Source organism: uncultured Methanobrevibacter sp., assembly GCF_902801725.1.
Classification (GTDB): domain Archaea; phylum Methanobacteriota; class Methanobacteria; order Methanobacteriales; family Methanobacteriaceae; genus Methanocatella.
Map to the genome: position 1 here is coordinate 11,570 of NZ_CADCJB010000005.1, position 17,852 is coordinate 29,421.

The window sequence follows — 17,852 nt, forward strand, 5'->3', positions numbered from 1 at the left end:
TTGTTTGTTGTTATTTATTTTATGCTCAATTTCAACAGTTTGTGCTGAAGATACTAATGACACTCAAATAATGAGGGAAAGCGATGCGATTGATAATTTGGAAGTCTCCAATGATGCAGTACTGACAGACTCTTCAGGTGATCTTCAAAAGATTATCAGTTCAGCATCTCAAGGTTCAACAGTAAAATTAAACAGTAGTTATTCTCCGGCAAGTAATATAGACATTGATAAATCATTGACTATTGACGGAGCAGGAAATACAATACATTGTAACAAAGGTTCAATTAAGTCATCAAGCGGTTATATCACATTGAAGAACTTGAAGTTTGTAGATGGAAATACACACGACGGTGGGGCTGTATACATTACAGGTTCCGCTAAATTTACTATTATTAACTGTACATTCATAAACAATAAAGCAAGCAGTTATGGCGGTGCAATTTATAATAATGTCCTTGATACTTTAACTATCAAAGATTGTAAATTCACAGGAAACGAGGCAGGAGTCTCAGGAGGCGCAATTTACTCAAAAGGAATTGTTGAAGTTGATAAATCAGTCTTTGAAAAGAATCATGTAAGAGTTGATGGTGGAGCTATTAAAAGTGAAAAAACAGTTGACATATCAAATTCAGTATTTAATTTAAATTATGTTTCTCTTAAAGATGCTCCAGCATATGGTGGTGCTATTAATGCTAAAAAAGATACTTTCATTGATAATTGTACATTTAATGGAAATTCTGCAAATACTGGTGGTGCAATTTTTTCATATGGTGATTTGATAATTGAAAATTCACAATTCATTAATAACACAGCTAAAAAAGGAGGTGCTGTCAAAGTATCCAGTGACAGTTATGTCTATATTGAAAAATCAACCTTCAAAAAGAATATTGCTACAGATGATTGTGGAGGAGCAGTATATTCAAACAAAGGAGTGCATATTGGAAATTCCGTTTTTGAGCTCAACACAGCAAAAGCAAAAGGTGGAGCTATTCAAACTGAATACGTCCAGTTCTCCGGAAAAAACACATTTACAAACAACTCTGCAAAAGACCATGGTGGTGCAGTCTACACAGATAAAATAGGAACCACCAACAGCAACTTAATTTTCAGCGGCAATCATGCAGACAGTGATTTTGGTGGTGCAATATACATTAACAAGAAATCAGGTGATGTAAGATTTTATTCATCCGTATTTAAAAACAACCATGCAAATGCCGGTGATGGTGGAGCTATACACTCAGACAGCGGTTCAACCAATCTTTTCTTTACCAATTGTACTTTCACATCAAACTATGCAAATGGAGGTAAAGAAAAACGTTATGGGGGAGCAGTACGTTCCAAAGGCAGTATTAATGTAAATAACTGTACATTTAAAGATAATTGGGCTGAAAACCATGGTGGAGCAATATATACAGAAACACTAAGTGAAATTAAAAATTCAGTATTTATATCAAATCAGGTTAAAAAAGAAAAAGGAGGCGCAGTATATATAAACAATGCATGCACCATGACAATTTCCGGTAATTACTTTGAAAAGAATGGTGGAGCTGCATCACGTGGAGGAGCCATCTATACTGATTCTATAAATGCACATCTAAAATTGACCAACAATGCATTCATTGAAAACTCAGCTGGCGACCAAGGACGTTCAGTTTTCAACTCTGGTTATTATGATGACGTATCAAATAACTGGTGGGGTTTAAATGGAGTTGGAATTGGAAATCAGCTAAAAGAATATCACAGGATTGGAAAAAATACTGATAGAGGTGACTCCAAACCTCTCACAGTTTCCATAGTTGCAGACAAAGATGTTTACAGTGGTGTCAAAACTACAATTAAGGTTTCATTTACAGGTCCTGTAACATATTATGTTTTAGACACATTGAAATATTCATCAAACAAAAAAGGCGAGTTCATAACCAAGAAAATCAATGCAAACTCACTTGATTTGATTTATGTTCCGAATGAAACAGGAACTCATAAGTTTGATTTTACAATCAACTCCCAGAAACTGTCCTTTAATATGAATGTTAAATACATCAGCGTATATGGTTATGATATCACAAAGACTTTCGGTGATGACCAGTTGTATTCAGCTGTATTCAAGGATAAAAACGGAAAATACCTTGCAAAAGGAACAAAGGTCACATTCATTGTAAACAATGCCAAGTACATAAGTACTGTCGGTGATGACGGAGCTGCAATCCTTTATACTACATTTGAACCAGGCACATACACTGTAAAAGCAGTGAACGATGCAACTGGTGAATCATTCACAAACAAGATTACTGTGACAAAAAGGAATGTGACATATAACATCAATGATCCTTACATAATTAAGGTCAACGCTTCAGCAAATCAGACTGTAACATTCAAAATTGGAAGCAAAACATTCACAGACAAAACTTCAGAGATGGGAATAGCTTGCTTCGCTTTGAATGTGACTGCAGGTAATTACATGGTTGAAACAACATTTGCCGGTAAAACCATCAAAGATTATATTACTGTAGCAAACAAATATTCCGTCATTGATTTGGGTCTTAATGGCACAACATACGGTGCACTGCTACCGATATATTCAAATGAAACATTTAAAATGATTTCGGATGGTGCAATGTATTCCGTTCTTGGAAAAGATACCTACAGATATGTTATGGGAAACGGTGAAGCATTCATTCTATACAACGTCACTGTTTCAAATTCACAGGAACTAACAGAAGTATTTAGAAAAATGGTACGCACAGACTATAAAGTCGACGTCACAATCATAAACTTCAAGAAAAACACATATAAGGTTACAGAGAACTTCTGGAGGGATACTGAATGGTATTATCTTAGCCATCTCACACACGGTTCATTAATCATTCACGGTAACGGTTCAACACTTGTGGATGACTACAAGCACAATTTCATAGGTATGGAACCGGGTTCAAACCTCATGGTGGACAATCTCGAATTCAAGAAATTCTACAGAGTGTTTGCAAATAGCGGAGAAGTGTACTGTGAAAACTGTACATTCACAGAAAACAATGCAAAATTCTGGTCAACAGCAACCCCAGGTTCTGTAATCTACAACAAGAACAAGGCAACATTCAAGAACTGCATATTCAATAAGAACGACAACAGTGGAAGTGGTAGCGGTAAACTTGGAGGCGTTTTATATGCCGATAAGAATTCCCTAACAAACTTCATCAAATGTAGCTTCAAAACCGACGACGATAACATTAGAGCAAAAGCAAAAAGTATGGTTGTCATTTATGACGATGTATGGGACACCTATAATCATCTCGTAGAAAACAGTTACTTTGACGAGAACTCCAGCGTATCCGTCAGATCAATATACTCTTTAAAAAATAATGCAACCAAAAATTTCTACATAAAAAATATGAGTGATTTGAATGAGTTTAACAGATGGGTAGAGGGTATAAACAATGTGACATTATTCAACGTTACTTTAAGTAAAGGAGAATATATCTTGTCTGCCGATGATATTAAAGAATATAGGAAAAGTACTGAATGGCGTGGAGCATCGATGGATAATATGGTAATATGGAATATTATATGGGACAAGGCATTTTTAGATCTCAAATCAAAACCAGTAATAATCAACGGTAACGGAGCTACCATAAAACTTACAGGAAATGGCATTTCTGATGATTATCACTTTGCATACGTTCCGAACTACGGGTCTCTCACATTGATAAATCTTACATTATCTGGATTCAATACAGCAATCCTGAATTATGGTACATTCACAGCAATTAACTGCACATTTAAAGACAACAAAATCAAATATGCAATGAAAAATGGTGATTTCGGTGGTGCAATTAGAAACTTTGGTAATGTATACTGCTACAATTCAGTGTTCAAGGACAATGCAGCCAATAAAGGTGCTGCATACTACAGTGATGGAAAAGGTACAAATGGAGTATTCTTCAACTGTGAATTTACAGGAAACTTAATTAAGTCCAATTTGGTATGGAAAAACAATAACAAAAATGATTTTGAAATCGATAAATTGTCAGTAGTCAAATTGGTAAACTGCAAAGGATGCTCCCCATCTACAATAAACACTGAAGATGGAGGAATTTATCTCGTTAGGGAAAATTTAAACAATGCTGTCTATAATGCTGTTGTAGATAATATGGCTTCATTAATGAAAGTTACAAAAATCGTTAACGGAAACACAAAATATGATGTCATAAACATTACAATGCTTAAAGGTGATTACGGTGTTATGCCTAATTCCAAAAGTCTCTTCAAGGCGGATTATGGATTACTCATCATCAATGGTGGAGGCGCAAGAATATTCGTTCAGAATCAACATGATGATGATACAACACAGTTCCTCGCCCTAGCTCTCCGTGGAAATGTACATCTCAATAATCTGATTATTGAAGGATTCAATATCGCTATTGACAATTTAGGAAAAGTGACAATACTCAACTCTGTATTCAACAATAATAAGGTAGACTACAAATTCAAGGATGATTATGGCGGTGCAATTGTAAACAAAGGTATCTTGAATGTTTTTAATTCCACATTTACAAACAATTATGCTAAATATGGTGGAGCTATTTTCAACAAAGGAACTGCCAAAGTCATAAAGTCAATCTTTTCGGATAATACTGGTTATTCATCAGTTAAAAATCTAGGCAATAAAATCGACATCTACAATGATGACGGTTCTCTTGAAGATGTTATCATATTTGGAAAAGACCATAGAAACTTTGAAAAACATCCGATGGCATCCTGGAGAAAGGATTTGCTTGAAAGTAGTTTTGTTGTACTTACCGCAGCAATTTCTGCCGGTGCAGGATGGGGTATTGCAGCAACAGGGCATGCCCTTGCTCCATTAATATCAATGGGTGTTAATGCAATAATAGGTGGTATTTTAGGCGGAGCTTATGGTGCAATATATGCAAATGATCATCATGATTACAGCACCTTCTGGAGTGATGTATTGAAAGGTGTCGGAAGAGGACTGCAATTTTCACCATTTGGTGGTGCAATTAATGGTATTGCAAAAGGAGGAGCCATGAAAGTGGCAGTAGTCCAGTTATTTGGAAAAACAGCTGCTAAACTTGATAAAAAAGCAATCTCTATTGTGAACAACAATCAAAAACAGAATAAAATCGTGTACTTTACTTAAATGAATGTCTCGCCTTTAAACAGGCGAGCAATTCATTACTTTTTTTTATTTTTGGATTTAGTCAAATATAGCTTTAAAATCAACTACTTTTTAATATAGTATTATTGTGCATGCATCATCACTTTTAACATGGGTGATTCATTGCATTGCTGACAGTAATTTAGTTGCATTTAGGCATGTGCATTTAACATTTATCAGTTTCAACTGTTTGAATGCATTGTCCTAAAACCAGTTAAATTAAATTAAAGGAGATATATTATGAAAATGATATTTGCAATATTGATGTTTGCAGTAGTATTCGGACTTCTCATTGGTGGAGTTTCTGCTGAAGTGGAACTTGTGGAACTACCAACTATGATATGGACACAGTTGTAAATATGGTAAATTCAGTGAAAGACTAAATTGTTTGAATGTAACTTTTTTGTGAATTTTTTGGTCGCATCAGGTGGTGTGGTCGGCACTATTTTTTTAGATATAATTTTTTACATAGTATTTATGCTTTTTTTTTAAAAGTTGTTTATCCTTATTTTTGATATATTTTACATAAGTGCGGTTTTCTTTAATGTTTATGCATTATTATTTAAATCTAATTCAATGAAATTTTGGATTTAAAATTTAACAATTAAATATGTGAATTTATAAATTATACTTATGGATGTTTTTTTGATTATTTATGAATTCGTCATTGCAATTTTAATATTTGGAGTATTATTTATTGCTGGAAAATTTATTTCTAAAAAATTAAAAGCCAGTAACAGTAGGATTTTAAATCCACTTGAATACTTTCCAGAAGAAGAAGTTCAAACATTAAAACAAGTTTTTTACTTGGTAATGATGTTAATCTTCTTTGTTTTCATAATATATATAATTGTAGTACGAGGAAATGATTTTATAGGTGTTGCTGTTGTACAGCTGATTGTGTCATTATATATTGCATTCACTTTAGATTACAGTTCCTTGAAGAATAAAATATTATTCTTCCTGTTAATACCATATGAAGCTATAGCACTCTTTGTTTTTAATGAATCTCTTGTATTCTTGCCAATTTATATAATGCATGTTCTTGTTTATGCATATTTGATAAAGGTATATTTCGATAAATTTAGGAAGTATACAGAGACAAATAGTCTTGGAATTACTATTATACTTTTATTCTCAATTATTTTTGTTACTTTCCTTGTAACATGCATTGCAGAAAGTGTTGATCCTTTAAGTTCATTGGTCATGGTTTCAAATGCATTTACAAGTAATGGTTATGCAATACTTGGAAGCACAGGTGTTGGTAAATTGACTGCATTGATTTTAGTTTGGAGTGGATACACTATATCTGGTGTAGGTACTGCAACATTAACTGCCGCAATTTTAATAAGACATCATAAAAAACGTGAAAATGAATTAAACAAACGTTTGGATGAATTAGAATCATTAATTAAAAATAATAAATAATAAGAAATGGATTATACTAATATCCATGTCTTATTGTATTCTTTGATATTTTTTGAAGTTATGTCTGAATTATTTTTTTAATTCAGCTAAGTTTTCTTTTAATAGTTTATAAATGTTTTCTGCACCAATAATCTCATCATCACTGACATTCCAGCTTGAAGGGTACAATATGAATGGTTTAGATTGGTCTCCACCGGCTCCGCCGTGGCTTCCAACCAATTCCTCAAAGGCACATACTTCATCAGCTTCCTGGTCATAAAAACTGTTGACAAGAATATCTGGAGTGTGTTCAAATGAACTGGTTCTTTTTAAATGTCTAACAATGTTGTCTCCAAATCCTTCAAGAGGGTTTTCTCCTTCAATTTCACCGCTGTCCAAGTAATAGGTTCCGTTTTTTCCAATAGCCATATCACCGTGTTCTTGTGATTTAACTAAAATAAATCCTACATATTCATTGTTTATGATGCCCGGTATCAATTTAGGGAAATAGTTATTAAGTTCCTCGTATGTTAATCTTTGGCTCCATTGAGTCAAATAAATCATTGCAAGATTGCCTGATGCCAATACGATTACTTCAGAGTCACTTAATTCCTGTTGTTCTTCTTTTTCTTTTTTAATTTTTTTCTTGTCTCTTGAAAATGGAGAAGATCCTGCAAAGTGGTCCTCATTTGAATTCAGTTTTGCAAACATGGTCATGTCTTCAGGAAGTAATGATTTGACAAAATCCTCAAATGTTTTACCATATCGTTGGGTAAATGTAGCCCCGTTTGTCTGACCATGGTCTGATTGAATGACAAACTGATAGTCTCTAGGACAATATTTGTTCGCATCAGTTAAATGCTTAATTTGTTTGTCCATTTCTCTTAAGGCAAACCATGCGTCATTGTCCCGAACTCCTGAGTGGTGGGCAATTTCATCATAACCCAGATATGTTGAGTATGCAACATCAACATCTCCAATCATCATATCTCCGATTAATGTTGAAGTATTAATTTCCCTCATAAATACGTTGGTGGCTGCCCTTGTTGGAATGTATACTATTCCACGTTTTATTCTTGGTCTGATGTTTTTCACTGAGTGTACAATCTGTGACCAGATTTCACGTATTATGTCTGCAAGAAACAAAGCAATTATACGTGCAAAATTACTTGGATTGGAAAATACGGAGTACCATGCCTTATTGTATAATTTTTTAAAGTCCATTATCTTACTGAAAGTAAATATTACATTGTCGGTATCTCCTGAAAATAAATTTGATCTGCTTGCTCCATTATCAACAAGCAATCCATTTCCATCTGAAATCCTTTTTTCTAATTCGGGTACTTTACTGATTCCTGAACACTGCATCATCTGATTGCCATTGTTCTTTTCTATCCATCTGAATGCAACAATGTCTTCATTATTTCCATGAAGGATTCCTGCTTGACTGGCACCAGTTTGAGAAGACAGGTCAGTTTCCCACATTCTAAGCTTGTAATGACCACTGTCAATCATTTTTTTGATATGGGGCATATCTCCTCTTTCAACTGCTTCACATAAGACTTCGTAGGCAAGCCCATCAATTTCAACGATTATTACTCCTGGATAATCTTTAATTTCAGTTTTTCTTTTCTTTTCAGCATCTCTTAATACAGACCGGTAATATGAACTGTCGTCTTCGATTGTTATTAATGCTGAAAGTATGGTTGTAACGGCAGCCATACCCAATGGGGCAAGAATAATTGCACCACCATTAATTTCTATTCCAAAAATTGGTGCGAAAATCTGAAGTAGGAGTCCGTTTAATATCAGTGTTCCGAAACCGAAAGTTATAACTAAAAAAGGCATTGCTATTCTTGTTAAAATAGGCCAGAGTATTGCATTTATTAAACTGATAAATAGCACTAAAAGGATTATGTTATCAAATTCACTAGCTTCAACTCCTAATCCTAAAAAACTTATCAGATATATCCCTAAGACATTTCCAATAAATACAATTAAACTTCTTTTAAAATTTCTTTTTGGGGTTTGTTTTTGGTCAATAATTTCCATAGTAATCCCTTGTTCCTTATTTATATCTAATATTTTCAAAAATTTTCATTCAGTTCATATTGGTAGCTTTCCAGTGTAGTGCTCTATTGTATTTTGAGCATCATCTAATTTAACTCCTGTTTTCTCTTCTAGTGTGGATTTGACATTGCTTAAATTAGCATTATCTGTATAATTCTTTGCTTTTGACTGTAAATCTCCACTTAGATTTCCTACGGTATTCATTGCCTTATCTAACTCAGTGGTGTCTGAAAAAACCTTTTTGTACTGTACTGATTTGGCCATGTGAATTGCCATGTCCTTGTCATTGCAGCAGATTACGATATTGTCGTAGGTGGTTTCATTAGATAATGGAATGCAGTAAAATTTGCCGTTATAGTTTATTTTAATAATATCAAATATGTGGATTTCCAATATTTTATCGGCATTTATCACATAACATGTATAACCGTCAATATTTTGCTTTTCTCCACTTGTTATTACCTTATTCAGGGCATTAAAGCCTAGTTCACTTACTTTGATAATATCTTTGTCCTCGTGGTTGTTGTATGTGACTAATATTCCGTTGTTCCAGTGCCATATTTTGGTGCCCTGGACTTTCCCGTCATATTTAGTTTGATTGGCCGGAACTTCTATGGTTGTTCCATTTGGAGTAATATCGATTCTATCATAATGTACTGTAGTCAGCATTATTATAACAACGCCCGCAACAATGATTAAAATTATCATGCTAATTATAATTATTTTTTTTTTATTATCCATTAGTAATACTCTCCTTGTTTTTAGCGAGTAATAAGTTATTTTTTCTAAACCAACATTCAGCCGATTTCATGTTAAAACCATTAAAAACATGAATAAAACAATCATTAATGTTAATTAAAGTTTGTATTTCATTGCATATAAAAATTAATGTAGATAACTAAATTTAAAAAATATTCATTAAACTAAAAACAATTTATAAATATTACTTTTTAAATAAATAATTAATATCTCTTTAAGGGATTCAATAAATTTTGTTAAATGGTGTTAATATGGATGTAATAGATATAATTAAGGATTCTTTCATATTCCCATCAAAAGACATGAAAACATTGTTAATTTATGTTTTACTGTCCCTCATTGCAGGAGCATTTTCTTTAGTTGGAATCTTAGTATATATACTGGGATTCATTCAACCTGAATGTTTCATGTGGGGTGGTATGGCTATCGTTGTTTCAATGTTAATTGGATGGGTAATGTATGGTTATTCGGTCAGTGTTATCAAATCTGGAATTGATCTTTCTGATGAAGTTCCTAAGTTTGAATGGTGGGAAAATTTCATCATAGGTTTTGATAATTTTATTGTCACAATCGTTTACTTTTTAATTCCTGCTTTTATCACTTTAATTGTAGGATATATGGCGAATATTTATGATAATTTATTTATAGTTAGCAGAGAAATTTATTTACAGACTCACTATGCTTATATGGGATCTTCCAGTGCTGTTGCATTTAATACAATATCTCAGGCATTGGCCAATTTAGTGGTTTCTTTAGCTATCACTCTTACTGCTGCTTTGGTTGTATTTGTAATCTTTTCATTTCTCCAAACTATGGCTGAAGCAAGATTGGCAAATACTGGTAGTTTAAGTGAAGCTTTAAATGTATTTGAAGCGGCAAAAGACATAGGAAGAATTGGTATAGGTAAAGTAATAATTGTAATCATATTAGTTATTGTGGTTACTGGTGTTGTTGAGATGGTTTTTTCAGCTTTATTTAATATTGTGCCGATTTTATCAATTCTTTCAATTATAGTAACTCCGTACTTACTATTCTTTGCTCAAAGGGCTGTTGGATTATTATATTCTGATATAGCTTAATATTTTAAGCTATAACTTTTTCTTTTTTTTTTGAAAATATTAAATCAAGGATTATTGGGAAGTTTGAATTCCATATTGTACATGCCTCTTTTTAAAAAAGATTTTTTATTATAAACTTTAAATCCTAATCTTTCATATAATGTCTTTGCTTTTTGATTTCTGAAATCAGCATCCAAAATAACTCTTTTATAACCCTTTTTTTGAGCATAATCAATAACATCTTTAATGACTTTTGTTCCATAACCATTTGACCTTTGTTTTTCATCAATGGCTATTTCTGCGATATAAACATCATCCTTTTTAATGTCACAAATAACAAAATAGTCCCATATTTCAACAATTAACAGTTTAAGTGGGTTAAAATGGGTTTTAGGCTGTTTATCATGAGTATATGCGACTAATATTCCAATTATATTTCCGTTATCATAAATTACTTTGATGCATTCATCATTTTTTAAATTTTTTTCAAGAGCAGCAATGGCTTTTTCTTTTGAACTGAAAAGCTTATCGTAGGTTCTGAAGTCTACAGTATATTTTAGTGTTGCAATTTTATTTATATCATGAATTTGAGGGTCGAAATTTACATATTCCATTGTTATCTCCTGTTAATTTCACATAATCATTAGGGCAACTGATAGTTAATATGTCTAAACAGAGTTAAAAATTTGCTCTTTTTAAATTAAAATTCAAGCAGCTTTGATTGAAGATTCTTTCAATTGTCAAAAATAATATAGTCTTTTAATTAAAACAGTTAAAATAAAAAAAATAAAAATAGAAGCAATCAAAAGATTGCTTATTAAGTTCTATTCCATATACATTCTTATTCCTTGGATGATTAAAGCTACACCTATAAGAACCGCAGCAAAAATTGGTTGACCTAGTGAGAATCCTCCAAGAGCAAATGATATTATACCTAAAATTATCATCAATAATGAAGCAATCTTTGACATTTGTGAATCTGAAATCAGACCTATAATACCTGCTAAAATCATTATAATACCGATGATGTAGAATTGTAATCCTAAAAGGAATGATAATGCATCAATGTTAAATGTGAACAGCAATCCGAATATAATCGCCAGAATACCAATAACAATATTGATTGCTGAAAATCCGGCAAGTATTAATGCTATACCAAAGAATACTAAACTTATTCCTATAAGAATAGATACTAGTCCAGAACTGAAAATAGGGAATATTATAAAGATTAATCCTAAAATAACAGATAATATTCCGGATATTTTATTGGGTTCCATATTTTTTCCTCCAAAAATTTGTTATATTCACTTTTCAAGTGAAAAATATAAAAACTTAAAAAGCAAGAAGCTCTTTAAAGTATATTATCTGTTTTACACTATTTAATTATTATTGATTTTCCAAAAATTTAATTAATTGTCTGATATAAAATATGTAATAAGAAAATATTGAGTGGAAAATCACAAGCACTATATCTTTTTGGTTAGATAAAATGATTCTTAAGGTAAAAAATATTTCAGAAATTGGTGGTGTTGTAAAGGCACCTCCTTCAAAAAGTTATTCTCATAGGGCAGTAATTTTAGCTTCTCTTGCAAAAGGCACTTCTAAACTTTATGACATGTTATTTTCAGAAGATACTTTAGCTTCAATAAGAGTTTGTAAGGCGCTGGGTGCTGAAATAAACGAAAAAGATGATTATTTGGAAGTGATAGGGACAGGGGGCAAACTTCATAATTCTTTAAGTGAAGCGATTGATTTGGCAAACTCCGGAACTACCTTGAGATTAATGACATCTGTTTCCGCATTGTCCAACAATGAAGTCATTTTGACCGGAGATGAATCGCTGCAGACACGTCCGATGGGCTTGCTGATGGATGCTCTACATCCTTTGGGTGTTGAAACTAGATCATTAAATGATAATGAAAAGGCACCTATATTAATCAAACCTGGTTATTCTGGTGGTGAGACCAATATTATGGGAAGCGTCAGTTCCCAATTTATTTCATCTATTTTAATTTCATCACCCTTGTCTGAACATGGTGTGGCGTTGTATGTGTTACCTGAATTCAAATCAAAGCCTTATGTTAATATGACTTTGGATATCATGAGGAAATTCGGTGTTAAGGTACTGAAAGGATATTATCTGAAGCATGAGAGTTGTGATAAGGAACATCAAAGTTGCCGAATTGATGAATTTAAAGTTAAAAAGCAGTGTTATTCAGCTTGTGATTACACTGTTGAAGGTGATTATTCATCAGCATCTTATCTTTTAGCGTTAATTGCCATTAATGGAGGTAAAGCCAAAATTATGAATTTGTTTAGGGATTCGAAACAAGGTGATAAATATATTTTGGACATCCTGCAAAAGATGGGCGCTACAATTGTCCGTGGTGATGATTATGTTGAAATTGCATCTACAGGTGTTTTGAAGGCTATTGATGTTGATCTGTCAAATGCTCCTGATTTGTTGATAACTGTGGCAGTGCTTGCTGCTATGGCTGAAGGTACAAGCAGGATTACTGGTGTGGCTCATGCAAGAGTAAAAGAAACTGACAGAATTGATACAACTTGCCGTGAACTTGAAAAATTAGGCTGTCAACTAAAGGAATATGAAGATGGAATGAGCATAACTGGTGGCGTTTCACCGGGTGTTGTTGATTCCCATGGAGACCACAGACTGGCCATGGCATTTTCTTTAATAGGTCTTAAACAGGATATAGAAATTACCAACGGAGAAGTATTTGATGTGTCTTTTCCAAACTTCATTGAAAGCATGGCAGAACTTGGGTTTGAATTGGAGTTGGTTGAATGAATAAGGAAGAGAGAGTAATTCAATTAGTTGAAGATTTGGAGACTACTTTTGAGATAAGAACATTTTTGGACCATGATCCCTATAAGGTACTGATTAGAACCATTCTATCTCAAAGAACAAGGGATGAAAATACTGATCAGGCTACAAATAACTTATTTGCCAAATATCCTGATATCTATGCTGTTGTTGATGCTCCGATTGATGATGTTAAAGAGTTAATAAGGCCGGCTGGCTTTTATAATGTTAAAGCGGCAAGAATACAGGAAGTTTCTCAAATTTTAATTGACCAGTATGGAGGGGAAGTTCCAAATACCGTTGAAGAAATGATTAAGCTTCCTGGTGTTGGCAGAAAAACAGCAAATTGCGTAATGGTTTTTGCTTTTGAGCTTCCGGCAATCCCTGTTGATACTCATGTTCACAGAATTTCAAATCGTTTGGGTTTGGTTGATACAAAGGACCCTGAAGATACGGAAGTCGAGCTATGTAAAATCGCTCCTGAGGATTTGTGGATTAAACTGAATGATTTGATGGTTCAGTTCGGTCAAAATATCTGCAAACCGATTGGTCCTCAGTGTGAGATTTGCCCATGCACTGAAATCTGTGATTATTTTAAGGAAAATGTTTAATATTTTCAGATTATTTTTTTAGTCATACCAAAACATTTATTAAGTAAAACAGTGTTATATAACAATAGTTATTATAACTTATGTTATATTAACTTTTAAGATAACCCTTTTAATATACCATTAAAAACAATTAATAATAAAGGAGAATTAAATCATGGCAAATATACCAGAATTAAAAAGAGGAGTCCTAGACAGTATCACTGATGCTATCGGAAACACTCCAATTGTAAAATTGAATAATTTAACTGAAGGATTGGAAGCAGAAGTTGATGTAAAAATCGAATCATTCAACCCAACCGGTAGTGTAAAAGACCGTGTTGCTGTTGCAATGATTGAAGATGCAGAAGAAAAAGGTTTACTCAAGCCAGGTGCAACTATAATTGAGCCAACCAGTGGAAACACCGGTATCGGTCTTGCATTTGCTGCTGCTGCAAAAGGTTACAAATTAATTTTAACCATGCCGGACACAATGTCCATTGAAAGAAGAAAGTTCTTAAGCGTTTTGGGAGCTGAACTTGTTTTAACTCCAGGTGCTGATGGAATGGGTGGAGCTATTGCAAAAGCAAAAGAACTCAACGAAGAAACTGAAGGATCAATCATTTTAGGTCAATTTGACAATCCTGCTAACGTTAAAATCCATTCTGAAACAACTGCTCAGGAAATCCTGAGGGATACTGAAGGCAAAGTTGACATTGTTATTGGCGGTGTAGGTACTGGTGGAACAATTACTGGAATTGGTAAAGTTTTAAAAGAAGCTGTTCCTGATGTTAAAATTGTTGCAGTTGAACCAAAAGACTCACAAACATTAGGTAAAGGCGAAAAAGGACCTCACAAAATTCAAGGAATCGGTGCAGGATTTGTACCTTCAATTTATGATGCAAGTGTAATCGATGAAATTATTCCTGTTGAAAATGAGGATGCTGGAAACACTTTACTTGCCCTTGCTAAAAAAGAGGGTATATTTTCAGGTATTTCATCTGGAGCTGCAACTTGGGCGGCATTGGATTTAGCTAAAAAAGAAGAAAATAAAGGTAAAAGAATAATTGCTATTTTACCGGACAACGGTGAAAGATATCTCTCTGTAGATTGGTTATTTGATTAAGAATAACTATTTATACTATATGTTATATTATATATTAATATAAAATTTGGAGATTTCAAATGTTCGATGGTTTAAGAAGTGAAATTCAAGCTGTTAAAGATAAGGATCCTGCAGCACGTTCCACATTGGAAATATTTTTGTGCTATCCGGGTTTTTATGCCTTACTTTTCCATAGGGTAAGTCACTGGTTATGGATACACTCTCTTAAATTACTTGCTCGTATGAATTCCAATTTGGCCAGATTTATTACTGGAATTGAAATTCATCCTGGCGCAACATTTGGAAAAAGAGTTTTCATTGACCATGGTATGGGTGTTGTTGTTGGTGAAACAGCAATTGTTGGTGATGATGTACTCATATATCAAGGTGTAATCCTTGGAGGTACCAGTACTGAAAAAACAAAAAGACATCCGACCATTGAAGATGGGGTGATTATTGGTGCCGGTGCTAAGGTAATGGGTAACATTACAATTGGAAAATATTCCAAAATTGGTACTGGTGCGGTTGTCCTGAAAGATGTCCCTCCCGAATCCACATGTGTGGGAGTTCCTGGTCGCATAGTTAAGCATAAAGGCGTACGCAAGAAAGTTGACCTTGACCACGATAAACTTCCAGACCCTGTGGCCGATGCATTGAGGACACTTGAAAAACATCTTCAAGACAATGATAAACGCTTTGAGATTTTATTTGAAAAACATGGAATTTGTTTAACTGAAGATATCAGAGATGAACAAGAAGATCTAGAGGATCTGTTTAAAAAATAGAAGGGATTTTTATGAAACCGCCTTGTGAAATTGTAGTATGGTATGTAATACCAGCAATTAGATCTGAATTAGCAAAAGAACTTTTAAACTTGGGAATGAAACAAAAGGATGTTTCTGAGCTTATGGACATAACCCAACCGGCAGTATCTCAATACATTACTGATAAAAGGGGTAGTGGAATTAAGCTTGATGATAATGTTAGGGGCATGATTCATGAATTTGCTCGCCAATTGTCTGAAGGAGAAGCCACTAAAGCTGATTTAATTCCAAGAACTTGTAAAATTTGTAAAAATGTGAGAACTGTTGATGTATTGCAGCAGCTGGATATTGATAAATCTGAGCTGGGTGATGATTGCAAAAGTTGTATCGGTTCTGAACTTGAAGCTAAGTAAATATGTAAAATATTGGAAAAAATAGTAAACTTTATAAACTATTACTTACCAATATTTTATTATCCTATTAATTTTATGGCAAGTTTACCGAGTGGCTTAGGTGTGTGGCTGCAGACCATAATACGGGGGTTCAAATCCCTCACTTGCCTTTTTAAATGCTATTTTTTGAGGTTATTTTTTATGGACGTCTATTCAACTTTAACTCGTAGTAAAGAGAATTTTGTAACAATTAATGATAACAGAGTTAACTTATTTGTTTGTGGTCCAACTGTATATGATGATGCACATATTGGACACGGAAGGACATACATTTCATTTGATACAATAAAAAGATATTTGGAATACAGCGGATATGCAGTATTCTACATTCAAAACATTACTGACATTGATGATAAAATCATTAACAGATCAAAAGAAAGTGGAATTCCTGCAAATGAGTTAGCCAGAAAATTTGAAAAAAGATATATTGAAGACATGAATAAATTAAATGTCAATGGCGTTAATTTATTTGCAAGAGCAACTGACCATGTTGCAGAAATATTGGATCAGATTCAAAGATTAATTGATAAAGGTTTTGCTTATGAAACCGAAGATGGGGTTTACTTCGAAATTGAAAAATTCCCTGAATTCGGTAAGTTATCCAACAGAAATATTGAAGAGTTGGAATCCCACAGGGACTTAGCAGATACAACCAAGAAAAATCCGCAGGACTTTGCGCTTTGGAAAAAACGTGATGGTGTAGATGAACCTACCTGGCCGTCTCCATGGGGAGATGGAAGGCCTGGATGGCACATTGAAGATACTGCAATTACTGAATACTACTTTGGACCACAGTATGATGCACACGGTGGAGGACTGGATTTAATATTCCCTCACCACGAGGCAGAAATTACTCAAATGGAAGCGGTTTCAGGAAAAGCTCCAATGGTTAAATTCTGGTTGCATACTGGATTTTTAAATGTTAATGGAGAAAAAATGTCAAAATCACTCAATAATTTCATTACTATCCGTGAATTATTGAAAGACTATGCTCCGGAAACATTCAGATTCTTTGTCCTTTCAACTCACTACAGAAGCCCAATTGACTTTTCAAAGGATTCACTTCACCAATCAGAAAAAAGCTTGGATAGAATCAGGAAATACTATGAGCTTTTAGATGTTGAAGTAGCGGAAGAGTTCAGCAGTGACTATGAAGTTTTAGACAAATGGAGTAAAGAATTCTTTGACAGTATGGATGATGATTTCAACACTCCAAAAGCTATTGCAGCAATTTTTGGATTAATCAATGATTCCAAAAATGATTTGGATAATTTATCTGATGATGATAAAATAGCTATCAAAGCATTCCTTGATGATGCTGCTCATATTTTTGGTGTCAGCTTTGAACTTCAGGATGTAAATGCAGGATCTGATGATTTGCTTGATTTGATTTCAGAAGTGAGATCTGAACTAAGAGCTAACAAGCAATATGATTTATCAGATAAAATCCGTGACAGTTTACAGTCTTTAGGCTATGAAATTAATGATTAGGGATATTTTTTCCCTTTTTTTTCAAAGCATAATGTAAATTATTTTTAACATTTTTTCAGGTTAAAATAATATTTTTTTTAATTTTGACTGTTTTCGTTAGTTATAATTAATTCATATAACTGAAAAAATAATACTTTTTAATAGCGTATCTGTTATAAATGAAGT

The 17,852-nt window shown here is 33.4% G+C and carries 13 protein-coding genes and 1 tRNA gene; 10 read left to right on the forward strand and 4 right to left on the reverse strand.

Annotated features, from left to right (window positions below; translation table 11 throughout):
- Positions 1-4 precede the first annotated feature (4 nt).
- Positions 5-5,152, forward strand: a complete 5,148-nt coding sequence (locus QZV68_RS01590; protein WP_296877943.1) for a right-handed parallel beta-helix repeat-containing protein — start codon at positions 5-7, stop codon at positions 5,150-5,152.
- A 651-nt stretch (positions 5,153-5,803) separates the two neighbouring features.
- Positions 5,804-6,598, forward strand: coding sequence for a hypothetical protein (locus tag QZV68_RS01595; protein ID WP_296877945.1), 795 nt, complete (start codon positions 5,804-5,806; stop codon positions 6,596-6,598).
- A 69-nt stretch (positions 6,599-6,667) separates the two neighbouring features.
- Here QZV68_RS01595 and QZV68_RS01600 read toward each other — a convergent pair whose 3' ends face one another.
- Positions 6,668-8,629: a phage holin family protein gene (locus QZV68_RS01600; RefSeq protein ID WP_296877947.1), complete on the reverse strand. Its 1,962-nt coding sequence runs from the start codon at positions 8,627-8,629 to the stop codon at positions 6,668-6,670.
- Positions 8,630-8,683: 54 nt separating this feature from the next.
- Positions 8,684-9,388: a hypothetical protein gene (locus QZV68_RS01605; protein WP_296877949.1), complete on the reverse strand. Its 705-nt coding sequence runs from the start codon at positions 9,386-9,388 to the stop codon at positions 8,684-8,686.
- Positions 9,389-9,657: 269 nt separating this feature from the next.
- On the opposite strand from QZV68_RS01605, the gene QZV68_RS01610 reads away from it, so the two are divergent.
- Positions 9,658-10,485, forward strand: a complete 828-nt coding sequence (locus QZV68_RS01610; RefSeq protein WP_296877951.1) for a DUF4013 domain-containing protein — start codon at positions 9,658-9,660, stop codon at positions 10,483-10,485.
- A gap of 44 nt (positions 10,486-10,529) precedes the next feature.
- Here the strand turns inward: QZV68_RS01610 and QZV68_RS01615 are convergent, their stop codons facing one another.
- Positions 10,530-11,078 carry an N-acetyltransferase gene (locus QZV68_RS01615; RefSeq protein WP_296877953.1) on the reverse strand — a complete coding sequence of 183 codons (549 nt, stop codon included), beginning with the start codon at positions 11,076-11,078 and terminating at the stop codon, positions 10,530-10,532.
- Between the two features lie 210 nt (positions 11,079-11,288).
- The gene (locus tag QZV68_RS01620) at positions 11,289-11,741 is read right to left on the reverse strand and encodes a DUF308 domain-containing protein (RefSeq protein ID WP_296877955.1); all 453 of its coding nucleotides are present in this window, start codon (positions 11,739-11,741) and stop codon (positions 11,289-11,291) included.
- Between the two features lie 212 nt (positions 11,742-11,953).
- Between QZV68_RS01620 and aroA the strand changes: the two genes are divergently transcribed.
- From aroA to cysS, 7 genes are all read left to right on the forward strand, one after another.
- The gene (aroA, locus tag QZV68_RS01625) at positions 11,954-13,273 is read left to right on the forward strand and encodes a 3-phosphoshikimate 1-carboxyvinyltransferase (RefSeq protein WP_296877957.1); all 1,320 of its coding nucleotides are present in this window, start codon (positions 11,954-11,956) and stop codon (positions 13,271-13,273) included.
- Positions 13,270-13,899 carry an endonuclease III gene (gene nth / locus QZV68_RS01630; protein WP_296877959.1) on the forward strand — a complete coding sequence of 210 codons (630 nt, stop codon included), beginning with the start codon at positions 13,270-13,272 and terminating at the stop codon, positions 13,897-13,899. The genes aroA and nth overlap by 4 nt, the downstream gene beginning before the upstream one ends.
- A 154-nt stretch (positions 13,900-14,053) precedes the next feature.
- Positions 14,054-15,001, forward strand: coding sequence for a cysteine synthase A (gene cysK, locus QZV68_RS01635; RefSeq protein WP_296877961.1), 948 nt, complete (start codon positions 14,054-14,056; stop codon positions 14,999-15,001).
- A gap of 59 nt (positions 15,002-15,060) precedes the next feature.
- Entirely contained in the window at positions 15,061-15,765 is a 705-nt protein-coding gene (gene cysE, locus QZV68_RS01640) for a serine O-acetyltransferase (protein ID WP_296877963.1), read from the forward strand.
- A gap of 11 nt (positions 15,766-15,776) precedes the next feature.
- Positions 15,777-16,157, forward strand: coding sequence for a transcriptional regulator (locus tag QZV68_RS01645; protein WP_296877965.1), 381 nt, complete (start codon positions 15,777-15,779; stop codon positions 16,155-16,157).
- A gap of 77 nt (positions 16,158-16,234) precedes the next feature.
- Positions 16,235-16,306, forward strand: a tRNA-Cys gene (locus tag QZV68_RS01650).
- A 31-nt stretch (positions 16,307-16,337) separates the two neighbouring features.
- Positions 16,338-17,687 carry a cysteine--tRNA ligase gene (gene cysS / locus QZV68_RS01655; protein ID WP_296877967.1) on the forward strand — a complete coding sequence of 450 codons (1,350 nt, stop codon included), beginning with the start codon at positions 16,338-16,340 and terminating at the stop codon, positions 17,685-17,687.
- The last annotated feature ends 165 nt before the right edge of the window (positions 17,688-17,852 follow it).

What these genes read in the sequence shown, in the direction of transcription:
- cysS (WP_296877967.1), top strand. Translation starts at nt 16,338, where the DNA reads ATGGACGTCTATTCAACTTTAACTCGTAGTAAAGAGAATTTTGTAACA.
- cysE (WP_296877963.1), top strand. Translation starts at nt 15,061, where the DNA reads ATGTTCGATGGTTTAAGAAGTGAAATTCAAGCTGTTAAAGATAAGGAT.
- QZV68_RS01605 (WP_296877949.1), bottom strand. Translation starts at nt 9,388, where the DNA reads ATGGATAATAAAAAAAAAATAATTATAATTAGCATGATAATTTTAATC.
- cysK (WP_296877961.1), top strand. Translation starts at nt 14,054, where the DNA reads ATGGCAAATATACCAGAATTAAAAAGAGGAGTCCTAGACAGTATCACT.
- QZV68_RS01620 (WP_296877955.1), bottom strand. Translation starts at nt 11,741, where the DNA reads ATGGAACCCAATAAAATATCCGGAATATTATCTGTTATTTTAGGATTA.
- QZV68_RS01600 (WP_296877947.1), bottom strand. Translation starts at nt 8,629, where the DNA reads ATGGAAATTATTGACCAAAAACAAACCCCAAAAAGAAATTTTAAAAGA.
- QZV68_RS01610 (WP_296877951.1), top strand. Translation starts at nt 9,658, where the DNA reads ATGGATGTAATAGATATAATTAAGGATTCTTTCATATTCCCATCAAAA.
- QZV68_RS01615 (WP_296877953.1), bottom strand. Translation starts at nt 11,078, where the DNA reads ATGGAATATGTAAATTTCGACCCTCAAATTCATGATATAAATAAAATT.
- QZV68_RS01595 (WP_296877945.1), top strand. Translation starts at nt 5,804, where the DNA reads ATGGATGTTTTTTTGATTATTTATGAATTCGTCATTGCAATTTTAATA.
- QZV68_RS01645 (WP_296877965.1), top strand. Translation starts at nt 15,777, where the DNA reads ATGAAACCGCCTTGTGAAATTGTAGTATGGTATGTAATACCAGCAATT.
- aroA (WP_296877957.1), top strand. Translation starts at nt 11,954, where the DNA reads ATGATTCTTAAGGTAAAAAATATTTCAGAAATTGGTGGTGTTGTAAAG.
- nth (WP_296877959.1), top strand. Translation starts at nt 13,270, where the DNA reads ATGAATAAGGAAGAGAGAGTAATTCAATTAGTTGAAGATTTGGAGACT.